This is a genomic window from Aquibium pacificum, from assembly GCF_040839445.1.
Taxonomy (GTDB): domain Bacteria; phylum Pseudomonadota; class Alphaproteobacteria; order Rhizobiales; family Rhizobiaceae; genus Aquibium; species Aquibium pacificus.
This window is the reverse complement of the sequence record NZ_JBDPGJ010000001.1, coordinates 101,939-126,339: the sequence shown is the minus strand read 5'-3', so window position 1 is coordinate 126,339 and position 24,401 is coordinate 101,939. Positions and strand designations below refer to the sequence as shown.

At 65.2% G+C, this 24,401-nt stretch carries 28 protein-coding genes; 19 read left to right on the top strand and 9 right to left on the bottom strand.

The window, feature by feature from the left end; all coding sequences use genetic code 11:
- The first annotated feature begins 2 nt into the window (after positions 1-2).
- The 11 genes from ABGN05_RS00700 to ABGN05_RS00650 all read left to right on the top strand — a co-directional run bounded on the left by ABGN05_RS00700 (position 3) and on the right by ABGN05_RS00650 (position 7,475).
- Entirely contained in the window at positions 3-1,052 is a 1,050-nt protein-coding gene (locus ABGN05_RS00700; RefSeq protein WP_367952073.1) for a flagellar hook-associated family protein, read from the top strand.
- A gap of 40 nt (positions 1,053-1,092) precedes the next feature.
- On the top strand, positions 1,093-1,440 hold the full coding sequence (gene flaF / locus ABGN05_RS00695; protein WP_072607112.1) for a flagellar biosynthesis regulator FlaF: 348 nt from the start codon (positions 1,093-1,095) through the stop codon (positions 1,438-1,440).
- Entirely contained in the window at positions 1,437-1,883 is a 447-nt protein-coding gene (gene flbT / locus ABGN05_RS00690) for a flagellar biosynthesis repressor FlbT (RefSeq protein ID WP_367952072.1), read from the top strand. Before flaF ends, flbT begins: the two co-directional genes overlap by 4 nt.
- Entirely contained in the window at positions 1,880-2,272 is a 393-nt protein-coding gene (gene flgD, locus ABGN05_RS00685; RefSeq protein WP_367952071.1) for a flagellar hook assembly protein FlgD, read from the top strand. Before flbT ends, flgD begins: the two co-directional genes overlap by 4 nt.
- 16 nt (positions 2,273-2,288) lie before the next feature.
- Positions 2,289-2,555: a flagellar biosynthesis protein FliQ gene (gene fliQ, locus ABGN05_RS00680; protein ID WP_367952070.1), complete on the top strand. Its 267-nt coding sequence runs from the start codon at positions 2,289-2,291 to the stop codon at positions 2,553-2,555.
- A gap of 91 nt (positions 2,556-2,646) precedes the next feature.
- A complete protein-coding gene (flhA, locus tag ABGN05_RS00675) occupies positions 2,647-4,740 on the top strand; it encodes a flagellar biosynthesis protein FlhA (RefSeq protein ID WP_367952069.1) in 2,094 nt (697 codons plus the stop codon).
- Positions 4,737-5,489 carry a flagellar biosynthetic protein FliR gene (fliR, locus tag ABGN05_RS00670; protein ID WP_367952068.1) on the top strand — a complete coding sequence of 251 codons (753 nt, stop codon included), beginning with the start codon at positions 4,737-4,739 and terminating at the stop codon, positions 5,487-5,489. Before flhA ends, fliR begins: the two co-directional genes overlap by 4 nt.
- 3 nt (positions 5,490-5,492) lie before the next feature.
- Positions 5,493-5,882 (top strand): hypothetical protein, encoded by a 390-nt coding sequence (locus ABGN05_RS00665; protein WP_367952067.1) that lies wholly within the window; start codon positions 5,493-5,495, stop codon positions 5,880-5,882.
- 76 nt (positions 5,883-5,958) lie between these two features.
- The gene (locus ABGN05_RS00660; RefSeq protein WP_367952066.1) at positions 5,959-6,522 is read left to right on the top strand and encodes a rod-binding protein; all 564 of its coding nucleotides are present in this window, start codon (positions 5,959-5,961) and stop codon (positions 6,520-6,522) included.
- Between the two features lie 18 nt (positions 6,523-6,540).
- Positions 6,541-6,966, top strand: coding sequence for a hypothetical protein (locus ABGN05_RS00655; RefSeq protein ID WP_367952065.1), 426 nt, complete (start codon positions 6,541-6,543; stop codon positions 6,964-6,966).
- Positions 6,963-7,475, top strand: a complete 513-nt coding sequence (locus tag ABGN05_RS00650) for a hypothetical protein (protein ID WP_367952064.1) — start codon at positions 6,963-6,965, stop codon at positions 7,473-7,475. The genes ABGN05_RS00655 and ABGN05_RS00650 overlap by 4 nt, the downstream gene beginning before the upstream one ends.
- Positions 7,476-7,517: 42 nt before the next feature.
- On the opposite strand, the gene ABGN05_RS00645 is transcribed toward ABGN05_RS00650, so the two are convergent.
- The gene (locus ABGN05_RS00645) at positions 7,518-8,318 is read right to left on the bottom strand and encodes a crotonase/enoyl-CoA hydratase family protein (protein ID WP_367952063.1); all 801 of its coding nucleotides are present in this window, start codon (positions 8,316-8,318) and stop codon (positions 7,518-7,520) included.
- A 159-nt stretch (positions 8,319-8,477) separates the two neighbouring features.
- On the opposite strand from ABGN05_RS00645, the gene ABGN05_RS00640 reads away from it, so the two are divergent.
- From ABGN05_RS00640 to ABGN05_RS00620, 5 genes are read left to right on the top strand one after another with little or no spacing between them, the layout of a single operon-like run.
- Positions 8,478-9,500 carry a TRAP transporter substrate-binding protein gene (locus ABGN05_RS00640; RefSeq protein ID WP_367952062.1) on the top strand — a complete coding sequence of 341 codons (1,023 nt, stop codon included), beginning with the start codon at positions 8,478-8,480 and terminating at the stop codon, positions 9,498-9,500.
- Positions 9,501-9,554: 54 nt separating this feature from the next.
- Positions 9,555-10,100, top strand: coding sequence for a TRAP transporter small permease subunit (locus ABGN05_RS00635; RefSeq protein ID WP_367952061.1), 546 nt, complete (start codon positions 9,555-9,557; stop codon positions 10,098-10,100).
- Positions 10,087-11,382 carry a TRAP transporter large permease gene (locus ABGN05_RS00630; protein WP_367952060.1) on the top strand — a complete coding sequence of 432 codons (1,296 nt, stop codon included), beginning with the start codon at positions 10,087-10,089 and terminating at the stop codon, positions 11,380-11,382. The genes ABGN05_RS00635 and ABGN05_RS00630 overlap by 14 nt, the downstream gene beginning before the upstream one ends.
- Before the next feature lie 10 nt (positions 11,383-11,392).
- Positions 11,393-11,854 (top strand): DUF3237 domain-containing protein, encoded by a 462-nt coding sequence (locus ABGN05_RS00625; protein ID WP_367952059.1) that lies wholly within the window; start codon positions 11,393-11,395, stop codon positions 11,852-11,854.
- Entirely contained in the window at positions 11,851-12,330 is a 480-nt protein-coding gene (locus tag ABGN05_RS00620; protein WP_235633281.1) for a MarR family winged helix-turn-helix transcriptional regulator, read from the top strand. The genes ABGN05_RS00625 and ABGN05_RS00620 overlap by 4 nt, the downstream gene beginning before the upstream one ends.
- 15 nt (positions 12,331-12,345) lie before the next feature.
- Here the strand turns inward: ABGN05_RS00620 and ABGN05_RS00615 are convergent, their stop codons facing one another.
- The 4 genes from ABGN05_RS00615 to ABGN05_RS00600 form a co-directional block, all read right to left on the bottom strand.
- The gene (locus ABGN05_RS00615) at positions 12,346-12,768 is read right to left on the bottom strand and encodes an acyl-CoA thioesterase (RefSeq protein WP_367952058.1); all 423 of its coding nucleotides are present in this window, start codon (positions 12,766-12,768) and stop codon (positions 12,346-12,348) included.
- A 3-nt stretch (positions 12,769-12,771) separates the two neighbouring features.
- A complete protein-coding gene (locus tag ABGN05_RS00610) occupies positions 12,772-14,631 on the bottom strand; it encodes a feruloyl-CoA synthase (protein ID WP_367952057.1) in 1,860 nt (619 codons plus the stop codon).
- 173 nt (positions 14,632-14,804) lie between these two features.
- Complete coding sequence (locus tag ABGN05_RS00605) at positions 14,805-15,212, bottom strand: hypothetical protein (RefSeq protein ID WP_367952056.1); 408 nt, start codon at positions 15,210-15,212, stop codon at positions 14,805-14,807.
- A gap of 219 nt (positions 15,213-15,431) precedes the next feature.
- Entirely contained in the window at positions 15,432-15,833 is a 402-nt protein-coding gene (locus tag ABGN05_RS00600) for an MAPEG family protein (RefSeq protein WP_367952055.1), read from the bottom strand.
- A gap of 526 nt (positions 15,834-16,359) precedes the next feature.
- Between ABGN05_RS00600 and ABGN05_RS00595 the strand changes: the two genes are divergently transcribed.
- Positions 16,360-17,505, top strand: coding sequence for an extracellular catalytic domain type 1 short-chain-length polyhydroxyalkanoate depolymerase (locus ABGN05_RS00595; RefSeq protein ID WP_367952054.1), 1,146 nt, complete (start codon positions 16,360-16,362; stop codon positions 17,503-17,505).
- Between the two features lie 82 nt (positions 17,506-17,587).
- Here the strand turns inward: ABGN05_RS00595 and katE are convergent, their stop codons facing one another.
- Both katE and ABGN05_RS00585 read right to left on the bottom strand, forming a co-directional pair.
- Positions 17,588-19,699 carry a catalase gene (gene katE, locus ABGN05_RS00590; RefSeq protein ID WP_367952053.1) on the bottom strand — a complete coding sequence of 704 codons (2,112 nt, stop codon included), beginning with the start codon at positions 19,697-19,699 and terminating at the stop codon, positions 17,588-17,590.
- 296 nt (positions 19,700-19,995) lie between these two features.
- A complete protein-coding gene (locus ABGN05_RS00585; protein ID WP_367952052.1) occupies positions 19,996-21,168 on the bottom strand; it encodes an acyl-CoA dehydrogenase family protein in 1,173 nt (390 codons plus the stop codon).
- 245 nt (positions 21,169-21,413) lie between these two features.
- Here ABGN05_RS00585 and ABGN05_RS00580 point away from each other — a divergent pair, with 245 nt between their 5' ends.
- Both ABGN05_RS00580 and ybiA read left to right on the top strand, forming a co-directional pair.
- Positions 21,414-21,695 (top strand): SCP2 sterol-binding domain-containing protein, encoded by a 282-nt coding sequence (locus ABGN05_RS00580; protein WP_367952051.1) that lies wholly within the window; start codon positions 21,414-21,416, stop codon positions 21,693-21,695.
- A gap of 117 nt (positions 21,696-21,812) precedes the next feature.
- Positions 21,813-22,364 (top strand): riboflavin biosynthesis intermediates N-glycosidase, encoded by a 552-nt coding sequence (ybiA, locus tag ABGN05_RS00575; RefSeq protein WP_367952050.1) that lies wholly within the window; start codon positions 21,813-21,815, stop codon positions 22,362-22,364.
- 75 nt (positions 22,365-22,439) lie between these two features.
- Here ybiA and ABGN05_RS00570 read toward each other — a convergent pair whose 3' ends face one another.
- Together ABGN05_RS00570 and odc2 are read right to left on the bottom strand one after the other, a co-directional pair.
- Positions 22,440-23,027, bottom strand: a complete 588-nt coding sequence (locus tag ABGN05_RS00570) for a GNAT family N-acetyltransferase (RefSeq protein ID WP_367953109.1) — start codon at positions 23,025-23,027, stop codon at positions 22,440-22,442.
- Positions 23,028-23,154: 127 nt separating this feature from the next.
- Entirely contained in the window at positions 23,155-24,288 is a 1,134-nt protein-coding gene (gene odc2 / locus ABGN05_RS00565) for an ornithine/lysine decarboxylase (RefSeq protein WP_367952049.1), read from the bottom strand.
- Between the last annotated feature and the right edge of the window lie 113 nt (positions 24,289-24,401).

Below are 24,401 nucleotides of genomic sequence, written 5' to 3'. Positions count from 1 at the left end.
CGATGAAACTCTCCTACGTCTCGACCAGTTCGATCCGGGAGGCCCTGCGGTACTCGATGACCCGCATGCAGGCGGATCTCGTCGCCGGGCAGAAGGAAGTGCAGAGCGGGAAGGTCGCCGACACCGGCCTGGCGCTCGGCGTGCGCGCGGGCAAGACCGTGTCGCTGTCGCGCGACATCGATCGCCTGAAGGCGCTCGCGGATTCGAACACGCTGGTGTCTTCACGCCTCACGACGACGCAGGACTCGTTGTCCCAACTCTCCGATGCCGCATCGACCTTCCTGACGGCGATGACGTCCGCCTCTTCCGGCAACGCCACGCCGGAGACCACGCGGCAGTCGGCCGTGTCGATGCTTCAGGCATTGACCGGGATCGTCAACTCCAGCTTCAACGGCGAACACATCTTCGCCGGCGTGAACACCGATGTCGTTCCGCTTGCTGACTATTTCGCGTCCGGTTCGCCCGCCAAAGCGGCGTTCGACGCCGCCTTCGAGGCTGAATTCGGATTTGCCCAGAGCGACGCTGCAGCCGCCGACATCACCCCCGAAGAGATGACGGCATTCATGGACGGCGCGGCAAGCGAGCTGTTCCTCGGAGCCGGCTGGTCGTCGGTCTGGTCCGAAGCGACGGACCAGGGGATAACCACCCGCATCGCGCTCAACGAGACGGCGGAGACCTCCGTCAGCGCCAACAACGAGGGTATCCGCAAGCTGGTGATGGCGGCGACCATGGTCGCCAACCTCTTCGAGGCGCCGCTGAACGACCAGGCCCTCGCCACCATCGCCAAGAGCGCGACGCTTCTCGTCGGGGAGGCCATGGGTGACATAGCCCAGACTCAGGCGAAGACAGGCTTCGTCGAACAGCGCATCAGCCAGGCGACCGAGCGCATCACCATGCAGTCCGACATCTTCAAGAGCTTCCTGCAAGACCTCGAAGGCGTCGATCCCTATGAAGCGTCCACACGAGTCAACGCGTTGATATCACAGATCGAAACCTCCTACGCTCTGACTGCCCGCATACAACAGCTGAGCCTGACGAGGCTTTTGTCTTAATCCGCCGCCGGCAACGGCGCGCATCGAATACGGAAGCGAGATGTATCAGTTTTCATACGCCGAGATCCAAACCGACTCCCTTGTCGACGCCAAGGACCGCGAGCGACAATTGCTGTCGCGCTCCATCGACCTGCTCGTGGCGGCGCGCGACGGCGGGACCAGTTCCATGCAGGCCGTCGAGGCCGTCCATTTCCTGAACCGGGTCTGGACTTCGTTCATCGAGGACCTCGGCAGCCCGGAAAACCAGCTTCCCAACGAGCTGCGCGCAAACCTGATCTCCATCGGCCTGTGGCTCTTGAGGGAAGCGGAAGCGGTCCGCCGGGGAGATTCGGACAATTTCGACGGCCTGATCGAGGTGTCCCAGATCATCCGGGATGGAATTCAATGAAGAACACGCTGAAGATATCGCTGAAGGCCAACGAAAAGATCTACATCAACGGCGCCGTCGTGAAGGTGGACCGCAAGACGTCGATCGAGTTCCTCAACGACGTGCAGTTCCTGCTCGAAAATCACGTCATGCTGCCGGAGAACGCATCGACGCCGCTGCGCCAGCTCTACTTCATCGTCCAGGTCATCCTCATGAACCCGGTGGATGCGAAGGAAGCGCGCGACATGTTCCGGAAGTCGCTGCCGATGCTGCTCGCGAGCTTCAGCAACGATCAGATCCTCGCCTCGCTGAAGCAGGTCGACCGCATGGTCGCCGAGGGCCATATCTACGACGCCCTGAAACTGATCCGCACCCTGTTTCCCATCGAGGCGGTCATCATCGCCGAGCAGAAGAACACGCCGCGGATCCCCGATGTTACCTCGATGGAGGCACGCGCGTCATGACATTGGACGCCATCGCATCCCTCTCCGGCACCTCCGCTTCCCAGCAGAAGGCCGCGACGACCGTCGACTACGAATCGTTCCTCAGGCTGCTCGTCACGCAGATGAAGAACCAGGACCCGACGAAGCCGATGGATTCGACGGACTATGTCGCCCAGCTCGCGACGTTCTCCCAGGTCGAGCAGTCCGTCCAGACGAACACGAAGCTCGACCAGCTTCTCCAGTTTTCGATGCTCACGCAGGCCACCAGCATCATCGGCCGCACCGCGACCTCCGCGGACGGCGAGATCTCCGGCAAGGTCGTCGAGGCGCGGATTACCGATTCGGGCGTGGTCGCCGTCCTCGAAGACGGATCCGAGCTCGAGATCGGGACTGGCGTGACCATCAAGTGAAGGCTACGGTCCGGCCATGAACGAAGCCGATGCCCTCGAGATCGTCCAGTATGCGATCTGGACGGTCCTGCTCGCCTCCGGACCGGCGGTCGTCGTCGCCATGCTCGTCGGCGTGTCGATCGCGCTGGTCCAGGCGCTGACGCAGGTCCAGGAAATCACCCTCACCTTCGTGCCGAAGATCGTCGCGATCCTTCTCGCCGTCGCCTTCTCGGGACCCTTCGTGGGCGCGCAGATATCGAGCTTCACCGACGTTATCTTCCAGCGCATCCAGAACGGCTTCTGATTCCGCCGGGATCGGCCCGCTCCTCACCCCTCGCGCAAGCTTGAGCTTCTAGTCTCCCCTGCCTGAGAGCAGGATGGAGTTCCGCGCCAAGATGGCGGTATCAGTCACCACCACACCCGTACCGGCCGCGGCCGCGCGCAACAGTCGCGACATCTTCTTCGCGATGGGCATCGTCACGATCCTGGCGGTGCTGTTCCTGCCGATTCCGTCGTTCATGATCGACATCGGCCTGGCCTTCTCGATCGCGCTGGCGGTCCTCATCCTGATGGTGTCGCTGTGGATCCAGCGGCCGCTCGACTTTTCCTCGTTCCCCACCATCCTTTTGATCGCCACGATGTTGCGGCTGGCACTCAACATCGCCACCACGCGCGTGATCCTCTCGCACGGCAACGAGGGGACGAACGCGGCCGGCTATGTCATCGGCGGGTTCTCGAACCTCGTCATGAGCGGCGATTTCGTCATCGGCCTGATCGTCTTCCTGATACTCATCATCGTCAATTTCATCGTCATCACCAAGGGCTCGACCCGCATCGCCGAAGTCGGCGCCCGCTTCACGCTCGACGCCATTCCCGGCAAACAGATGTCGATCGACGCCGATCTTTCCGCCGGCATGATCGACGACAAGCAGGCGCAGGCGCGCCGGCGCGAACTCGAGGAAGAAAGCTCCTTCTTCGGCTCGATGGACGGCGCCTCGAAGTTCGTCCGCGGCGACGCCATCGCGGGCCTCATCATTACCGGCGTCAACATCGTCGGCGGCATCGCCATCGGCTACGGCCGGCACGGGATGGGCCTCGGCGAGGCTGCCGACGTGTTCGTGAAGCTGTCGGTGGGCGACGGTCTGGTGACGCAGATCCCCGCCCTCATCGTCTCGCTCGCCGCCGGCCTGCTCGTCTCCAAGGGCGGTACGCGCGGCTCGGCGAACCAGGCCGTCTTCGGCCAGCTCTCCGCCTATCCCCGCGCGCTCTACGTGGCCGCCGGGCTGCTGCTCCTGCTCGCCATCCTGCCGGGGCTGCCGCTGTTTCCCTTCCTGGCACTGGCGCTCTCGATGGCGGCGGTGGGCTACGTGATACCGATGCGGGAGAACCGCCGCGTGGCGGCCGAGGTCGAGGAGGAGCGCAAGAAGCAGGTGGTCAAGGAGGAAGAGGACAAGAACTCCGTCAAGTCTTCCCTGAAGACCGCCGAGATCGAGCTCCTGATCGGAAAGCAGCTTTCCACCCGGCTTCTCGCGTCGCACCAGGAACTCGCGTTCCGTATGGGCAAGATGCGCAAGAAATTCGCGCTCGAGTACGGCTTCGTCGTTCCCGAGGTGAGGCTGACCGACGATTTCTCGATCCCCCCCAAGAGCTACCAGATCAAGATCCACGGCACGGTGGTCGCGGAATACCAGGTGCGCGTCGGAGAGGTCATGATCCTTCTCGGCAGCCAGGAACCGCCGGACATGCCCGGCGAAGAGGTCCGCGAACCCGCCTTCGGCATGCGCGCCTATTCGGTTCCCGAGACCTTCGCCGAGGACCTGAAGCGCGACAACTACGCCTTCGCCGACAATCTCTCGGTGCTTCTCACGCATCTTTCGGAGGTGATCCGCAACAACCTGCCGCAGCTTCTCTCCTACAAGGACATGAAGGCGCTGCTGGAACGGCAGGATCCCGAGTACCGCAAGCTCGCCGACGAGATCTGCACGTCGAGCATATCCTATCCCGGCCTCCAGGCCGTGTTGAAGCTGCTGCTGGCCGAACGCGTGTCGATCCGCAACCTTCACCTCATCATCGAGGCCATCGCCGAGATCGCGCCGCATGTGCGCCGGACCGAGCAGATCGTCGAGCATGTCCGCATCCGAATGTCGCAGCAGATCTGCGGCGACCTTTCGCATGGCGGCGTCATGAAGGTGCTGCGCCTAGGCAACCGTTGGGACCTGGTCTTCCACCAGTCCCTCAAGCGGGACGCCAAGGGCGAGGTGCGCGAGTTCGACATCGACCCGAGGCTCCTCGAAGAGTTCGGGCAGGAGGCCGCGAAGGTGATTCGCAAGCACTTCGATACGGGCGAACGCTTCGTCATCGTGACCGCGCCCGACGCCCGGCCCTACGTCCGAATGATCATCGAACGGCTCTTCCCCACCCTTCCGGTGCTGTCGCATGTCGAGATCGCGAAGGGAGCGGAGATCCGGGTGCTGGGCTCGCTTTCTTGAGCCTGCTGACGAACCAGCTCGTCATCGCGGCCTTCCTGGCCTTCTGCCGCATCGGCGCCTGTTTCATGCTGATGCCCGGCCTTTCCAGCGTCCGCGTGCCCGTGCAGATACGGCTCTTCGTGGCAGTCGCCGCGACCTTCGCACTGCTGATGCATCTGTGGGACAGCCTGGTCCCCTTCGCCAGCCGCGAACCGGTCGTGCTTGCCGGCCTCGTCATCTCCGAAATCCTGATCGGCGCGCTGATCGGCATCATGACCAGGATCTATGTCCTGGCGTTGCAGTTCATCGGAACGGCGATGGCGATGATGATGGGGTTCGGAGGCATGGTGACGCCGGCGATCGAGGAGGCCGAGCCGCAGGCGCCGATCGCCAATCTCATCACCTTCTCGGCGCTGATGCTTCTGTTCGTCCTGAATTTTCACCACGAGATCATCAAGGGGCTGGTGGCGTCCTATCGCATCGCCCCGCCCAACCTCCTTTTCAGCCCCCGCTCCGCGCTGACCGACGTCACCGATACACTCTCGGAATCCTTCATGGTGATGCTTCAGCTCGGCAGCCCGTTCGTCGCCTACGGCATCCTCGTGAACCTGGCGATCGGCTTCGTGAACAAGATGACGCCGCAGATACCGATCTACTTCATCTCGCTGCCCTTCGTGCTGGCGGGCGGCCTGCTCCTGGTCTACCTCGGGATCGGGCCGATGCTGCATCTGTTCGCGGAGGGTTTCGTGCCGGTCACGATCGGGAGATAGCCCATGACGCAACGAACCGATCGCCTCAAGCGCCTCCTGCGGGTCCAGAACAAGCTCACCGCCATGCACGAGCTGCGCCGCGCGGGACTGCTGGGCCAGGCCAACGCCGCGGATGCGGAGGCCGCCGAGATCGCCGCGCGGAAGGAAGGTGTCGGCTCGCTGTCGGGGCTCTTTCCGGATCTCTACGAGCGCGGCATCACCCGCGCGATGGAAAAGCGCGACGCCTTCGTGAAGGCCGCCGCCGAGGAGGCAGGGAAGATCGCCAGGGAGAACGTCCGCAAGGACCGGATCGAGCAGGATTTTCACGATTCCCGGCGCGGCGACGAGCGGAAGGCCGAAGAACTCAACGGGCTGGAGGCGGTGGAGCGGCTGATTACCCCGCGCAAAACCTGACGCCGGAGCGGGCAAGCCTGCGGCAAGCTTGTTTTGCGAGAACAGAAAGCAGCGAAGCAGAAGGCGAGGACGGCCCTTGGCTATTTCTCCACCAAGCGACATCGTGCTCGACGTCGCCCGGGCGGCGGACCCGGCCGCGCTGGAGGCTGCGCGCGCCAGGCTGATGTCGATCGGCGGGGCGAAGAACGCCGAGGCGTTCTCGCAGGCCGCCTCGAGCACGGCTCGCGCCGAACAGGTCGGGCGGGTCGCGACCCGCACGCCGGAGGCCGATTCCTACGTGAAGTTCGAGGCCATGGTGCTGCAGAATTTCATCGAGAAGATGCTGCCGTCCCAGGCCGAGAGCGTCTACGGCACGGGGATAGCCGGCGAGATGTGGAAGAGCTTCCTCGCCCAGCAGATCGGAACCCAGATGGCCGAGGCAGGCGGCATCGGGATCGCGAAACAGGTGCTCGGCGACTTCTACATGGCCGGCGAGCAGCGCGTCGCGGTCCAGGGCGTGAACGGCAATCCGGACGAGGCGGAGAATGCCGACAGGCAGTCCCTCCTGTCCGCGGCGATGGTCGAGGAAATCCAGCGCGCGATCGTGCGCGGCGTCGCCGATACCGCATCGACCGCGACCGGCGTAACCGCCGGCGAGTAGCATTCCCGGGGGAACCCAATGAGCGAGCAGGACATGTATTATCCCCAGCCGGTGACGCCTCCGCGCAGGCCGGCGCGCCCCGCCCCGCCCGCGCAGGGAACCAACCTCGCCGCCATCGTCTCCCGCATCGAGGAGGCGATCGATCTCGAGACGACCTCGATCCGAACCGACGTCAATTTCGACATCAAGGCCTCGAATGCGCGCAAGAGCCGCTACCTCTACGAACTGAACAGGGCCGTGAAGGACGTGCGGAGCGAGACCCTTCAGGCCAATCGCGCCGGCATCGTCCGGCTGCGCCAGAAGCTCGTGGAGAACGAAGCGGCTCTCGCGGCGCATCTCGCCGCCGTGACGGAAGTGGCGGGGCTGCTGCAGGAGGCGATCGAGCGATCAGAAGGGGATGGCACCTACAGCTCGACGAACTTCCGCCGGAGCCATTCCGTATGATCAAGTTCATCGCCGCGGCCCTCTGGATCCTGGGAGTGACCATCGGGACGATCTTCTTCGCCTATTCGGCGAGCGGCGAGAAGCACGATTCCGTGGCCGAATCCCCCTTCCTCGGCGAACTGGAATACATGAAGACAGACATGCTCTCGGTGCCGGTCGTGAAAGGGGGGGAGGTGACGGGCTATTTCCTGTCGCGCTTCGTCTATGCGATCGAACCGGAGAAGCTGAAGAAGCTGAGCCTTCCGGCCGACACCCTGCTGGTCGACCAGCTCTATACGTACCTCTTTTCCAATCCGCACATCGACTTCTCCAACCCGGCGGGACTGGATGTCGCTGCGATGCGGACCGAATTGCGCGACAGCATCAACGAGCGCGTCGGCGCCGATCTCGTCCACGAGGTTCTCATCGAGCAGATCGACTATCTGACCAAGGAACAGATCCGCGACAACGCCTTGCGCCGCCGCGATGCCAATGGCGGCGACAACCGCCCGGTCTTCAAGGCGCACTGAGCAACATGCGCGCCGCGCTTGCCGAGAGTTGGCAGACCTGGTCTACCTGAAGCTCGGCTTGCGCTTTTCCAGGAAGGCCTTCAGCCCCTCCTGCGCATCGGTGCCGGATTGCGACAGCGCGGCGGAGAGGCTCTCCGTGAACAGCCCATCGGCGCGCGACATGTCGTCGATGCGCGAGATGGCCTGGATGATGAGATAATTGACCAGGGGCGCGTTGCCGGCGATGTCGCCGGCGAGTTCCAGCGCCTTGGCCAGTCCCTCGCCTTCTCCGACCAGATAATGCGACAGGCCGAGGTTGAGGCTCTCTTCAGCCCCGTACCGCCGGCCTGTCAGCATCATCTCGGTCATGCGGTCGGCGCCCACGATGCGACCGACCCTGACCGTGGCGCCCCCGCCAACGAAAATACCGCGCTTGCCTTCCGGCAGCTGGAAAACCGCCGAGGGCTCGGCGACCCGAACATGGGTGGCCGCGGCGATCTCGAGTCCCCCGCCCATGACCGCTCCGGTGAGCACCGAGACGACCGGCAGGCCGCCGAACTGGATCTGCTCCATGACGGAGTGCCAGCCGCGCGAGTGATAGAGCACTTCCTGCGGTTCGCGCTGCGACTGCTCGGACAGATCGAGGCCGGCCGAGAAATGCCCGCCGAGCCCCTGGAGGACGACGGCCTTTACGCCCTTCGGCGGCTTGGAGAAAAAGCTGCGCAAATCGTCCAGCAGCGCGTCGTTGATGGCATTGCGCTTCTCGGGACGATTGAAGGAAACCACCGCCACGGCTTCGTGCGTCTGGACCCGCAGCGGCCCATCCGTATCCCCCGTCGCTACGGATTTGCTTGCGGAACTCATCAGGCGGCACTCCCCATCGCGGCCCTGCCGGTCCGCGAAAAAATTCTCTTGATTAAATTGTTTCATATCATAACATTCTCGGGTCGTTCAAGTGCGCGCCGGGGGATGGTCAAGAGCCGTTGTCCCGTGCCACAGTGACGGCTCCAAGGGAGGAAGTTCATGACCACGAAGACCATCGCAGCCATTGCTGCAGCACTGTCCGTTTCCGTATCGGCCTTCGCCGCCAACGCAGCGGAAGTGGAGCTGCGGCTTTCGCACTGGGTGCCTGCCACCCACCCGATCCAGGCGCTCGGCATCGAGCCCTGGGCCGAATCCATCAAGCAAGCATCCAACGGCCGCATCAACATCACCATCTTCCCGGCCCAGCAGCTGGGCGCGGCGCCCGACCACTACGACATGGCGCGCGACGGGATCGTCGACATCAGCTACACCAACCCCGGCTACCAGGCGGGCCGCTTCCCGATCTACAGCCTCGCCGAGATCCCCTTCCAGGCGACGAACGCCAAGGACGGCGCCAAGGCCCTGCACGAGTGGTACGCGCCGATCGCCGAGACCGAGATGAAGGACGTGCATTTCTGCCTGATCAATCCGCATGATCCCGGCACGATGCATTCCAAGACGCCGATCAAGGTTCCAGCGGACGTCAAGGGCAAGAACATCCGTCCCGCCCACGCTACGATGGCGCGTTTCGTGAACCTGCTTGGCGGCGCCAGCGTGCAGGTGCCTGCGCCGGAAGCCCGCGAGGCGATCGCCAAGGGCACCGCGGATGCCATGACCTTCCCGTGGAACTCGATCTACATCTTCGGCATCGACAGCGAGGTGAAGTACCACCTCGACATGCCGTTCTACCTGTCCTCGCAGATGCTCCTCTTCAACAAGGACACCTACGAGAACCTGGCGCCCGAGGACAAGAAGGTCATCGACGACCACTGCACCGCGGAATGGTCGAAGAAATTCTCCACCGGCTGGGCCGACAACGAGTATTCCGGCCGGCAGAAGATGATCGATTCGCCCGATCACACGCTCTACAAGCCGACGGACGAGGAAGTGCAGATGTGGCGCGACGCGGCCCAGCCGCTCATCGAGTCGTGGAAAGAGGACGTGAAGAAGGTCGGCGGCGATCCGGACAAGATCTACGCGGATTTCGAAGCGGCGCTCAAGAACAACGATTCACGCTACTGATCGACACTCGGGAGCCGGCTCCGCCGGCTCCCCTTCCTTTGGCGGGTGGAACAGATGAACGCGCTCATCCGGGCTATCGGCCGGTTTTCGCTGGCCATCGACAGGATCGCCGGTCTGTTCCTCGCCGGCATAACGCTGCTCGTGGTGGCGTCCGCGGTCGGACGGTACGGCTTTGCCTCTCCCATTCCGGAAGCCTTCGACATTTCCCGGCTGATGCTGGGCGTGGCGATCATGTGGGGGTTCGCCAGCGTCGGCTACCGCGGCTCGCACATCAAGGTCGACCTCTTCGTGGAGATGATGCCGACGCGGCTGCGCCGTTTCGTTGACATGCTGGCCTGGAGTGTCTTGCTCCTCTTCACGATCCTGCTCAGCTGGAAGATGTACGACCGCGTCGCCAGCGCCTACCGCAGCGGCGAGGCGACATTCGACCTCAGGCTTCCCGCCTGGCCATTCCTGGCGCTGATCTGCGCCGGGGCGGCCGTGTCGATCGTCACGGTGCTCGCACGCATCGTCATCATAGCCGCGGGCCGGGGATCGCTCGACCATTTCGATTCCGCCGACGCCGGCGAGCACGGCGGGGAACTCGATGGCCAACGCTGATTTCATCGCCGTCGCAGGCTTCGTCGCGCTCTTCGCCATGATGGCGCTGCGCGTACCGATCGGCGTGGCCATGGGCCTGATCGGTGTCGGCGGCTTCGCCGCGATCACCGGGATGAAGCCGGCGCTGAACCTCTTGGCGCAGTCGCCAATCCGCGTCATCACCGACTTCAACCTGAGCCTGATCCCGTTCTTCGTGCTGATGGGCGTCTTCGCGACGAATTCGGGAATGTCGCGCGAGCTCTTCCGCGCCGGTCACGCCTGGCTGGGATTCCTGAAGGGCGGCATGGCGCTGTCGACGATCGCGGCTTGCGGCGGCTTCGCCGCCATCTGCGGCTCGTCGGTGGCCACCGCCGCCACGATGACCAAGATCGCGCTGCCGGAGATGCGCCGCGTCGGCTATCCAAACGACGTCTCGAGCGGCGTGATCGCCGCCGGCGGAACGCTTGGCATCCTCATTCCGCCGTCCGTCGTGCTGGCGGTCTATGCCTACATTACCGAGCAGGACGTCGGGAAACTCTTCATCGCCGGCATCCTGCCGGGCGGGCTGGCCGTGCTCATGTACATGGCGACGGTGCGCATCGCCTACGGCCGCTCGCTGCCCCGCGGCGAGACGTTCGTGCTGCGCGAAGCGGTCGCTTCGCTACGCGACGTCTGGGCGGTGCTCATCCTCTTCATCGCCATCATCGGCTCAATGTATCTCGGCATTGCCACCGCGACGGAAGCCGCCGCGGTCGGCTCCTTCCTGACCGCCGTGATCGGCGTCGCGCGAGGACGCCTCAACCTCACCAGCATCATGGACAGCCTGATCGAGGCGCTGCGGACGTCGGTGGCGATCTACACGATCCTCATCGGCGCGGTGCTGTTCGGCTACTTCCTGGCGATCACCCAGACGCCGCAGAAGATCACCGCCTTCCTGGTGGCGCTCGACTTCGGCGCCTACGGTACGCTGGCGCTCATCCTCGCCTTCTTCCTGATCATGGGCTGCATCCTGGATGCGATGGCGATGATCATCCTCTTGGTGCCGATCGTCTTCCCCGTGGTGACGCATCTCGGCTTCGATCCGATCTGGTTTGGGGTCATCATCGTCATGACGGTGGAACTGGGGCTGATCACGCCGCCGGTGGGCATGAACGTCTTCGTCATCAACACGATCGCCCGCGAGGTGAGCCTCGTCACCATCTTCCGCGGGGTCCTACCCTTCGTGATGACCGACATCGTCCGCCTGATCCTGCTGATCGTCTTCCCGGCAATCGTGCTGTTCCTGCCGATGACCATGAAATGAAAAAATCCGCATGATCGCCAAGCCCGACCTCGTCCACCTCTGCGACCTCACGGTGGAACTGGCCATCCCGATGGAACTGGGCGATTCGCCCAGAGGCCGGCGGCGCATCATCCCGATCGTGGGCGGAACGGTGACGGGCGAGCGGCTGAACGGACGCATCCTCAACCTCGGCGCCGACTGGCAGACCATCCTTGCCGACGGCAACGCCGAACTCGACACGCGCTACTCGATGGAGACGCACGACGGCGCGCTGATCGACATCCGCAACTTCGGCTATCGCAACGGGCCGCCGGAGGTGATCGCCGCGCTCGGCCGCGGCGAACCCGTCGATCCCGCGCTCTACTACATGCGTACCCATCCGAGGTTCGAGACCGGCGACAGCCGATATGCCTGGCTGAACCGGATGATCTGCGTCGGCACCGGGGCGCGGCAGGCGGCGGCGGTCGTCGTCAAGGTCTACGAGGTCCGATGAAAGCCCGGGCGGTCTCGCGCAAGTCGTCCGCCAAGGACAGCCGCGTCGAGGTGCCGCCGATGGCGACCATCATCGGCTACAAGCTGCGGCGGGCGCAACTGTTCGTGTTCCAGGATTTTCTGGAATCCTTTTCCAAGGTGAAGCTGCGGCCGGCCGAGTTTTCGGTGCTGGCTATCATCGCCGACAGACCGGGGCTGAAGCAGTCGGAGATCGCCGAGTCGCTCGGCATCAAGCGGGCGAACTTCGTGGCGCTGATGGACAGTCTCGAACGGCGCGGGCTGGCGGAGCGGCGCAAGGCCGAGACGGACCGGCGGTCGCACTCCGTGCACCTGACGCCCGAGGGCGAGAAGTTCGTGAAAAAGATGACCGCCATCTGGGCAGAGCACGAGAACCGACTGATCGAACGGCTGGGCGGCGTAGCCGAGCGCGACAGGCTGATCGACCTGCTGGACCGGCTGCTCGCGCCCGGCGAATAGGCCTCCCGCTGGGGCTCAATCGGCGGTGAGCGCGCGGACCACATCCTCCGGGATGGGCATGCCCTTGATGCCGTCGGGATCGTTGGGGTCCCTGCCCGCCCACACCCGGGTCTCCTGGGCCTCGATCGCCAGCGTATCGCCCTTGAACACCTTGTGCTCGACGTCGAAGCTGGCGCGGCCGACCCTCGTCGCCCTCGTTTCGGTGACGATCACGTCGCCGTAGCGCGACGGGACGATGAACTTCGCGCGCGTGTCGACCATCGGGATGCCGACGATGCCGAACTTCTTCGTCCAGGCGATCTTCTTCATGCCCGTCGCCCGTTCGAAAAGAAGCGCGGTGGAGGCGTCGAACATGGCGAAGTAGCGCGGATAGAAGACGATGCCCGCGGGATCGCAGTCGCCCCATTCGATCTCGACCTCGCGGCGCGACACGAGCATGGCTCAGCCCTTTTTCGCGACGAGCACGTGCGGCGGCGGCGGGTCCGTGTAGAGGTCCTCCACGAGCCCGGGCCGGGCGGCCATGACGGCGCGCTGGTTGATCGAGCCCTTGTCGGTGATCTCGTGCGCGTCGATCGCCGGCGGCCGGTCGCAGATGATGGCGCGCGCCACCAGATTGGAGCTGCCGGTGGATTTCTTCGCCAGTTCGTCCAGCCGTTCCTGGAAGATCAGCCGCACGGCCGGATGGACGGCGAAATGCTCCTCGTCGGCGACCGCGAGTTCCGGCGCGATGCGGCGGGCGGCGTCGAGATCGAGGAAGAGCAGCGCGCCGATGTGGTTGCGGTCGAGCCCGGTCAGCACCGCGTCGCGGACATAGGGCGCGAAGGCCGCGATTAGGCCGGTTCTCACGCCCGCCATGTTGACCCAGGTGCCGGTCGACAGCTTGAAATCCTCGGTGACGCGGCCGTCGAAGATGAAGCCTTTCGAGACGTCGTCCGGATCGACGAACTTCAGCGCGTCGCCGATCTTGTAGAACCCTTCCTCGTCGAAGCACTCGGCCGTCTTGTCCGGCTGGCGCCAGTAGCCCGGCGTGATGTTCGGCCCCTTGAGGCGCAGTTCCAGCTTGCCAATGTTTTCGACCAGCTTGACCTCGATGTCGGGCGACGGCAGGCCGACCTCACCCGGCTGGCCGACCGGCCAGGTGGTGGTGAAGGCGAAGGGCGCCGTCTCGGTGGAGCCGTAGCCTGTGATGATCATGATCTTCTCGCCGACCGTCTCGGTGGCGAGCCGTTCCAGCGTGTCCCACACATGCTTGGACAGGCTGGCGCCGGCATATTGCAGGATCTGCACGCGGCTGAAGAAGCGTTTCCGCAGCGCCTCGTTCCTCGACAGATGCTCGCAGAGCATCTCGTAGCCCTTGGGCACGTTGAAATAGAGCGTCGGCGCGATCTCTGTAAGGTTGCGGACCGTCTTGTCGATGCCGGCCGGCGTCGGCGCGCCGTCGTCGATCCACAGCGTGCCGCCATTGGTGAGCGCGATGCCGAAATTGTGGTTGCCGCCGGCCGTGTGGTTCCACGGCAGCCAGTCGACCAGAACCGGCGGCTCCTCCTTCAGGAACTCCATGGCGGTCGAGATCATCACCTGGTTGCAGGTCATCATGCGCTGCGTGTTGATGACCGCCTTGGGCATTCCCGTCGAGCCCGACGTGAAGAGGAACTTTGCCGGCGCATCGGGATCGACCGCGGCGTCCGCCTTCTCCACGGCTTCCGTCGGAACGGTCGCCAGCATGTCGTCGAAGGTCTCGGAGGCGAACCCCGCTGCGGGGTTGCGCGCCACGACGAGCCCGATATCGGGCGTCATGACCGATTTCAGCGCCGGCTCGAAGGGTTTTCCATCGGCGGCGAAGACCAGCCCCGGCGTGAGCAGCGAGAAGATATGCTTCAGCTTCTCGTCGTCCTTGGAGACCAGCGAATAGGCCGGGGAAACCGGCGCGAAGGGCACGCCCGCCATCATGGCGCCGAGCGCGATCAGCCCGTGCTCCACCGAATTGCCGGAGAGCACCACGATCGGGCGCTCGGCCGAGAGGCCGCGGTCGAGAATGAATTGCGCGATCGAGCGGGCCTTTTCCAGCGCCTGCGCATAGGTGACCTTGCGCCAGGCGCCGTCCGGGCCGCGGTCGGCGAGAAAGACGCGGTCCGGCGCTTCCTTCGCCCACCGGCGAAGACTGTCGGTCATGGAGCGGGCATGGCCGCCGAGCGGAAAGCGCGACTTCACGTAGAGGACGCCGTCCGCCCCCCTGGTCGTCTCGACGGAATTCTCGCCCATGCGCACGGGCCGCATTCCAGGCGCGGTCACAACCGGCATCGCTTCCTCCCCGAAGATAATGTTATCTGGTATAACAATGGGGGACCGAGATCAAGGCATCACGGAGCGGCGCCGCGCGGCCAGAACCAGCACGGCCGCCCGGCGCGGCGGAGCCGTCCGGCGAATTGGGATTGCGATGCGAGCGTGGCGGCGGATCGCCGGGTTAGGGCGTGTCAGGGGGGCCGGAGCGCGGCCTTGCCGGGCACGAAGAGGAGCAGGCAAACGCATGTCGCGGCGCGACGGTCCGCGCCGACGATGCGGGCGCCGTCCTCGTCCGGCCTTGCTTCCGGCCCCAGCAGGGCGCCGAGCACCGCCGCGAGCGCGCGGAAGCGCAGGCAAAGCAGCATGGCATCGGCGGGCGTGAAGCCGGCCACCGGCCGTTCCTCGACTTCGATGAACGTCGCCTGCATGACCTCGGCGACATAGGCCAGCGCCACGGTCTGGGCATGGCGCAGCAGGACGAGCACGAACCAGCGGACGGGAAAGGACCGCCCGGCGGCGCGCTCGGCCAGCACGGCGAACGAGACGAGCAACGCGACGATGCGCCTCTGCGTCTGATCCTCCAGTGCGCTGCGGTGCATCTCCGGCCCTCCTTGACCGGGGTATTGTGGGGCGGGAAGGCGGGACGTGGATGAGAAAGAGAACGCGGGGGGTGGCCGGGTGGGAAAGGCAGGGGAAATCCGGGTGTTGGCGATTCGGGCTTCGTTGCGGGGGGAGTATCTGTCCACGGAGTGTGCCCGGCAGGCGGTAAGCGCATGGGTTGGCAACGACTGGGCGGAGTGGGCAGCCGTCATGCAGGATCAACTCGATTCCGATACGACGTACTGCACGCCGACGAGCACCAATCCCAACGTGGCGGCGTTCCAACTCAACGTCCTGACCCAAGGAAGTCCGGCTGCGTACAGCGGTAGAAACATGATGCGGCCCGCTAGATAAAGTGCGCTTCCGATCTGACTCAGAGTGCCCTCGGAACCAGTCGTCTGGACCACGAGGACGCAGACGGCAAAATACGGAAAAGTCTCAAGAAAATTTGCGTTGGCTCGATACAATCGGGCCGAAATTCCGGTTGGTTGAAGCCCTTCGTCCCGGGGACCGACTGTGTACTTGTTGCCTACTTGAGCTTTGAATGAAAAAGAAGCTGCTGAGAGATGCACCAGCCCGAGGACAACTGCCCCCAGCAGCGCATGGAGTTCAAAGCTCATGTGTGCCTCCAGCCCGAGACCGCGAGCGTCGATCTGTAGACTACCCGACAGCGACCAGCGGCAGCAATGGGTTCGGGGGCAGAATGGCGCGCAGAGCCTCGGCTCCGCCAGCTCCGGCTCCCGAAGACGGCACAGCGAGGCCCGGTGGTGTCCCGAAACGCCTTTTGCGGATGTTGCATCCCCATCCGCAGCGTCATCCCGGCCGACCGGAGCGCAGCGGAGGGAGAGCCGGGATCCATTCCGTGACCTCGCCGGGTGAAGCGCCTGCCAGTCCGGGTAGATCACGGAATGGGTTCCGGATACGGCAGCCGGCGCTGCGCTTGGCAGCCGTTCCGGAATGACGAGGGTGAGGGTTCGGCGCCGCCGCAGAAAGCGCCGCGCCTAGCAGCCGATCCCAACGACGCCCCGGATTTTCGCTTCCACCCCTCATCCCGACCCTCTATTGTGCAGTGCAGCAACGATTGTGCTGCCGGGACGTTGGAGGGACTGCCGTCCAATCCCGGACGCTTGAGCGGGAACCTCTCCATTGCGAAACATCTCCGATACGATCGCACGCCTTTCGGCGATGCGGGCGCGGCAGACCGCCGGCATGGGCCATGCCGGCGCGGCCAGCCATCTGACGCCGCTGACGAACTTCGGCTCCAACCCCGGCGCGCTCGGGGCATCCCACCACGTACCCGAGGACATGCCGGACGGGGCACCGCTGGTGGTCGTGCTGCACGGGTGCACGCAGGACGCCGCCGGCTACGACCGCCATTCCGGCTGGTCGAAACTCGCCGCGGAGGCGGGCTTCGCGGTGCTCTATGCCGAGCAGCAGCGGGGCAACAATCCCAACCTGTGCTTCAACTGGTTCCAGCCCGGCGATGCGCGGCGCGGCGCCGGCGAGGCGCAGTCGATCCGGCAGATGGTGGAGGCGATGGTCGTCGCCCACGGGCTCGACCGGAAGCGCGTCTTCGTCACCGGGCTTTCGGCCGGCGGCGCGATGTCGGCCACCATGCTGGCGGCCTATCCGGACGTGTTTTCCGCTGGCGCGATCATCGCCGGCCTGCCCCACGGCAGCGCCTCGACCGTGCCGGAGGCGTTCGACCGCATGCGCGGCCATGGCGGCGGATCGGTGGAAGACCTTCAGCGGACGCTGAGCGGCGCCTCGAACCATAGTGGGCCGTGGCCGAGGATTTCGGTCTGGCACGGCACGGCGGACCACACCGTGGCGCCCTCCAATGCGGACGCCATCGTGGCGCAGTGGCAGGGCGTGCACGGGCTCGACGCCGATCCGAGCCACGCGGAAACGGCGGGCAGGCTGACGCGGCAGGTCTGGCGCGACGCTGCCGGCGAGGCGGTGCTGGAGGTCAACATGATCGCCGGCATGGGCCACGGCACGCCGGTCGGCCATGACGGACTGGGATCGCCGGGACCCTACATGCTCGACGTCGGCATTTCGTCTACGCGCCGGATCGCCGGGTTCTGGGGGATCGCGGAAGCGGAAGCGGTGGTGACGGGCAGGCAAACGGATGCCGTGTCGCCCGCCGCCCGGCCGCATCGCGATGCGACCGGACCGGTTGCAGCGAGGGCAGCGGCACCGAAGTCGGGCGCCTATCAGCCGGCGGCGGAGGCCACCGGCGTCAAGAAGATCATCGAGGATGCCCTGCGCACGGCAGGCCTCATGCGCTGACCGGCATACCCGCCCGGTCCCCGAACCAACACGAAGGCGCCGGCTTTGCACCGGCGCCTTCGCTTTTCCATGGTCTGTGCCGCTACAGCTTGACGGCCATCTCGCGGCTCCAGAGACGCAGCTTGCGGCAGGCCGCGATGAAGTCCTCCACCGCCTTCTGGCCGCCGAGATCGATGAGACCCTCGTCGGCGTCCGGCTCCACGCCGGCCTTTCTCAGCAGCGGCGCAGCGGCGGCGGTGATGCCGATGAACTTGCAATGGGCAAAGGCGTCGGCGACGAAATCGCGCGCGGCGGCCTCGCCCGTCAGGTGCTCGGCCCCCTCCTCCGAAAGGATCAGCGCCACGGCGTCGAACAGGACCGACGGCCCGCCGTCGATCATGTGCTTGGCCTCGATCCAGCTGCCGTCGGCCGCTTCCACGCCGCCGACCTTGGGCGCCACGATCTCCATCATCGCGCCTTCCTTCTCGAGCGCCGCCTGAAGCTTCTTCAGGAGCGCGGCGTCGGCGCCGGGGCTGACCAGCACGCCGACCTTGCGGCCGGCGAAGCTCTCCGGCCCGTTCCGGACGATGCTGAGGGCCGGGGAAGGATCGAGATCGGTTCGCGGCGTCACGGCGGCATCGGCCGGCTTCGGCAGCTTCTTCATGCCGAGCTTGTCGGCCACCATCTCCGCCAGTCCCTCGTCGATGTTGAGAAGATGCGAGACCATGCGCTCGCGGATCGTCGGGGTCTCGACCTTGGAGAGTTCGAACGTCAGGGCCATCGCGATATGCTTCTGCTCGGGCGCGGTCTGGCTGTCGAAGAACTGCCGCGCCTGGCTGTAGTGATCGGCAAAACTCTCCGCCCGCAGCCGCACCTTCTCGCCTTCGAGCGGTTCGGCGAAGGACCGGAAGCCGCGACGCGGCGATTCGCGCGGGCCGTCGCCGAACGAGTTCGGCTGGTAGTTCACGCGGCCGACGGGGTTGCGCATGGCCATGTGCCCGTCCTGCTGGAAGTGGTGCATGGGGCACTTCGGCGCGTTGATCGGGATATGCGTGAAGTTGGTCGAGCCCAGGCGTTTGATCTGGGTGTCGAGGTAGGAGAAGTTGCGGCCCTGCAGCAGGGGATCGTTCGAGAAGTCGACGCCCGGCGGCACGTTCTGCGTCATGAACGCGACCTGCTCGGTCTCGGCGAAGAAATTGTCGGGCATGCGGTCGAGCACCAGCCGGCCGACGGGGATCGGCTTGAGGAGTTCCTCGGGGATGATCTTGGTCGGGTCGAGCACGTCGAAGTCGAAACCGTCGGCGAAGGCCTGGTCGAAGAGCTGGACGCGGAGTTCCCATTCGGGGAAATCGCCCGCCTGGATCGCGTCCCACAGGTCGCGGCGGTGGAAATCCGGGTCGGCGCCGTTGATCTTCACCGCCTCGTTCCACACGACGGACTGGAGCCCGGCCTTCGGCTTCCAGTGGAATTTCACGAAGGTCGATTCGTCCTTCTCGTTCAGGAAGCGGAAGGTGTGGACGCCGAAGCCTTCCATGAAGCGAAGGGAGCGGGGGATCGCCCGGTCCGACATGACCCACATGACCATGTTCATCGATTCCGGCGTCAGCGAGATGAAGTCCCAGAAATTGTCGTGCGCCGACTGAGCCTGCGGAAAGCCGCGGTCCGGCTCGGCCTTCACGGAATGGATCAGGTCGGGGAACTTGATCGCGTCCTGGATGAAGAAGACCGGGATGTTGTTGCCGACGATGTCCCAGTTGCCTTCCTTGGTGTAGAGCTTGACCGCGAAGCCGCGCACGTCGCGGGCGAGATCGGACGAGCCCTTGGAGCCGGCAACGGTGGAGAAGCGCACGAAGGCCGGCGTCTTCTCGCCGGCGCGCTGGAAGATGTCGGCGCGGGTGTATTTCGCCAGCGATTCGTAGGTCTCGAAATAGCCGTGCGCGCCGTAGCCGCGCGCATGCACCACGCGCTCCGGGATGCGCTCGTGGTCGAAATGGAAGATCTTCTCGCGGAAGTGGAAGTCCTCCATCAGGCTCGGGCCACGCGGGCCGGCCTTGAGCGTGTTCTGGTCGTCGGCCACCGGCCCGCCCTGGGCGGTGGTCAGGACGGGCGCATCGCCCTCGGCGATCTGGTGCAGTTCGCCGCCTTTTCCGCGCACGAGTTTCTGGTCGTGGATCGTCGCAGTCGTGCTGGACGACTGTGTCGTGGTCTTTGCCATCGTGGTTCCTTCAGGAAGAGAGACGCCCGGGGTGCGTCCCCGCTTAATGAAGCGGCAGCCTTCGGGTTCCACGTTGGTTGCAATGGCAGGTGGTGGTGGTGGTGCGTGGTTCGACAAGCTCACCATGAGGGGGTCTGTGGAACGGCACACTGAAGACATGTGCCGCAGCATCCATTTCTTACGTTCTGCCGAGTTTCACCCTGGTTGAGTTTGCTACCGATGGACCAGCAGCTGTCCACGGAGCCCCTCATGGTGAGCTTGTCGAACCACGCACCATGCACGCCATCCCCCACGCCTCAACCGGCGTTCCGTGCCCTGTTTCCCGTGCCCGGCAGGGTGCCCTCCAGCTTGCAGATGATGCCGAGCATGACTTCGTCGGCGCCGGCGCCGATCGAGAGCAGCCGGGTGTCGCGGTAGGCGCGGCTGACGGGATTGTCGGCGGTGAAGCCCATGCCACCCCAGTATTGCAGGCAGGTATCGGTGATCTCGCGCGCCAGCCGCCCGGTCTTGAGCTTGGCCATGGAGGCGAGTTTCGTCACGTCGCTGCCGGCGACGTACTGTTCCACCGCGCTCCAGGCGAGCGCGCGGAGCGCCTCGACTTCGGTGCGCAGTTCGGCCAGGCGGAAATGCACGACCTGGTTGTCGAGGATCGACTTGCCGAAGGCGTTGCGCTCGGACGTGTAGTCGATAGTGAGGTCGATCAGGCGGTCGAAGCCCTTGATCGAACTCGCCGTGAGATAGAGCCGCTCCTCCTGGAACTGCAGCATCTGGTAGGTGAAGCCCATGCCTTCCTGCCCGATCAGATTGGCCGCGGGCACGCGCACCTCGTCGAAGAAGAGCTGCGCGGTGTCGGAGGAATGCATGCCGATCTTGCGGATCTTCTGGCGGGTGATGCCCCTGGCGTCCATCGGCACGCAGATCAGCGACTTGTTCCTGTGCGGCAGGCCCTCGGAGGTGTTGGCGAGCAGGCAGCACCAGTCGGCCTTCATGCCGTTGGTGATCCACATCTTGGTACCGGAGATCACGTAGTCGACGCCGTCCCTGCGCGCGATCGTCTTCGTCGCCGCGACGTCGGAGCCGGCGCCCGGTTCGCTGACGCCCAGGCAGCCGACGACGTCGCCGGCAATGGAGGGGGCAAGGAAGTTCGACTTCACATGGTCGGAGCCGAAGCGGTTGAGCGCCGGGGTGCACATGTCGGTGTGGACGCCGATCGCCATCGGCACGCCGCCGCAGGCGCACAGGCCGAGTTCCTCCGCCATGACCATGGAATAGGAGAAGTCGAGGCCGAGCCCGCCATAGGCCGGGTCGTACTTGATGCCGAGCAGGCCGAGGTCGCCGAGCTTCTTCAGGATGTCGTGCGAGGGAAACTCCTCCGCCGCCTCCCATTTGTCGACGTAGGGATCGAGCTCGGTCTCGACGAATTTCGCCACCGTGCGGCGCAGATCCTGATGCTCGGGCGTGAACTTCATATGTCCTCCTCCTCCGGCATTGCCGCTGTCCCGAGACGAAAATCGGTGCTGCACCGTCGCGCGCTCGAAACAAAAGCCGGCCAGGATGCTTTAGAGCGGGGCCGACATTCCTCCGGCGGGAATGCTAGGCAACGTTGACGTAAACGTCAATCGACTGGTATGGGAAGCGCCGAACGCCGCCGCATGCGGCGAGACCGATCAACCGGGGCGTCCGTCGCGTTCGCCCGCACGACAAGGAGACTGACATGACCCTCGACGAGATTGCCGCTGAAATGGGCAAGCGCCTGTCCGGTTCGGGCTTCGACCGTTCGGTGAAGATCGACCTCGGCTCCGACGGTGCCCTGACGATCGATGGAGAGGCCGTGTCGACAGATGGCGGCGACGCCGACTGCACGATCACCATGAGCAAGGACGATTTCGAGGCGCTCGCCGCCGGCGACCTGAACCCGACCGCCGCCTTCATGCAGGGCAAGATGAAGGTCGACGGCGACATGTCGGCCGCGATGGCGCTGAGCCAGGCGCTCTGAGGCGTCAGCTATCGGTTATCGAGGGCGGCGGTGGCCGCCCTATCCTTTGCCAGCCTCCAACTCTCCCCGCGAGGGCGTGGGGATTGACACCCGATCCGCGAGAACGGATCAAAGTTCATGATCTACGATCGGTCTTGGCTGGAGACGGAGTTCCGCGCGAAACGCCACAAGACGTTCGCGTTCTTCTGGGGTCATCAGCCGTCGAGGGACGGCAGCATCACCGCAGCCTGCTTCAGCCAGTGGTGGCCGTCGCCCTTTACATCAGCGGGACGGATCTATCCCACCGCGGAACACTGGATGATGGCTGGGAAGGCCCGACTGTTCGGCGACGAGGAAACGGCAGAGAATATCCGCGCCGCATCGAGCCCAAGAGAGGTGAAGGAACTCGGCAGGCAGGTCAGGGGCTTCGACGAGACCCGCTGGAACGAGGCCAAACGCGGCATCGTGGTGGAGGGGAATTTCGAGAAGTTCCGGCAGAACCCGCCGCTCGGCGAGTTCCTGCTCTCCACCGGCGAGGCCATCATCGTGGAGGCGAGCCCCGTCGACAGGGTCTGGGGAACAGGGCTCGCGGTGGACGGCGAGCGTGCAACGAACCCCACGCTATGGCGCGGAGAAAACCTGCTCGGTTTCGCGCTCATGGAAGTGCGCGACCGGCTCGAAAGACAATGATCGAACAAGGAAAAGGCCGCTCCCGAGCGGAGACCCCCGCGGCTCGACGCGTCGGGAGCGGCCTGAAGGCCCGGCCTAGGCGGCCATGGCCTGGCGCGTTGCGCCTGATTTGACGATCTTTCTTCCCGACGCCCTGAGCACGCCCCGCGTGCCATCGAGCCAACCCCCGATCAGTTCCAGCGCCAGAAACCGGCTCTTCTCGTAAGGTCCGGGCATGGCGAGTGCGTCGGTCTTTTCGGCCGAAAAGCCGAAGCGGGCATAGTAGGGCGCATCGCCGACGAGCAGGATGGCGCCGTGGCCGAGGCGGCGCGCCTCGGCCACGGCATGGTTCATCAGGGCCGAGCCGAGCCCGGCGGACTTCAGCGCTGGATCCACGGCCAGAGGGCCGAGCAGCAGCGCAGGCGCCCGGCAATCGCCAACGCTCACGTCCCACAGCCGCACGGTGCCGACGAGCCGTCCGTCGGCATCCTTCGCTGAGAAGGCAAGGCCTTCCGAAGGCTTGCCGCCGCGCCGCAGTTTTTCGGACGACTTGCGCTTGCGCATCGGTCCCATGGCACGGTCGAGCAGCGCCTCGCGCGGGGCGACGTCGGCGGGGGTTTCGGCGGTGATGGCGACGCACTTGTTGATCTCTCCCCTTGAGGGAGAAATCGCCGTCACATGCATCTCGCCGGCCATTGCAATTTCGAAGTCCATGTCCGCAATCCTTCACAAGCGGAGAAAAATCCACGAGCGAACCCGGCGCCGGCCTTGATGACCGGCGACGGGGTGATCTGGCGGCTCTCGCGAGCCGTCAGATCACGTAGGATCGGAGCGGCTCGAAGCCGTTGAAGGCGACCGAGGCGTAGGTGGTGGTGTAGGCGCCGGTGCCCTCGATCAGCACCTCGTCGCCGATGGTGAGCGACAGAGGCAGCGGGTAAGGGGTCTTTTCGTACATGACGTCGGCCGAATCGCAGGTCGGGCCGGCGAGCACGCACGGCGCCACTTCGCCGCCATCGTGCGGGGTGACGATCGGGTAGCGAATCGCCTCGTCCATGGTCTCGGCGAGCCCGCCGAACTTGCCGATGTCGAGATAGACCCAGCGCACCTTGTCCTCGTCGGACTTCCGGGAGATCAGCACGACCTCCGACTTGATGACGCCGGCATTGCCGACCATGCCGCGGCCCGGCTCGATGATGGTCTCGGGCAACTGGTTGCCGAAGTGCTTGCGCAGCGCCGAGAAGATGGCGCGGCCATAGGCCTCGGCCACCGGCACGTCGCGCAGGTAGCGGGTCGGGAAGCCGCCGCCCATGTTGACCATCTTGAGCACGATGCCCTCTTCCGCGAGCGTGGCGAAGACGCGCTTGGCATCGCCCAGCGCGCGATCCCAGGCAGTCAGGTCGCACTGCTGCGAGCCGACGTGGAAGGAGACGCCGTAGGGGTCGAGGCCGAGCGCCTTGGCATGGCGCAGAACGTCCACGGCCATGGCCGGCACGCAGCCGAACTTGCGGCTGAGCGGCCATTCGGCGCCCTCGCCGTCGGTGAGCACCCGGCAGAACACGCGGCTGCCGGGCGCGGCGCGGGCGATCTTCTCGACTTCTTCCACGCAGTCCACCGCGAAGAGCCGGATGCCAAGGTCGAAGGCGCGCGCGACGTCGCGCTCCTTCTTGATGGTGTTGCCGAAGGAAATGCGGTCGGCCGATGCACCGGCGTCCAGCGCCATCTCGACTTCGGTGACCGACGCGGTGTCGAAGGACGAGCCGAGGGTCGCGAGCAGGCGAAGGATTTCCGGCGCCGGATTGGCCTTCACCGCGTAGAAGATGCGGCTGTCGGGCAGCGCCTTCTCGAAGGCATGGAAATTGTCGCGCACGACGTCGAGATCAACGACGAGGCAGGGGCCGTTGGGACGTCGGGTGGCGAGGAAGTCGAGGATACGCTGGGTGGCCATCGGGTCTCTCCAATCGCGCCTTCCAAGGCGCGCGCAATCAGGCTCCGCCCCGTCGGCGCGCAGCCGGACGGACGAGCGGTGGACAAAGAGCGAAAATCGAGAGTCGAGGACCC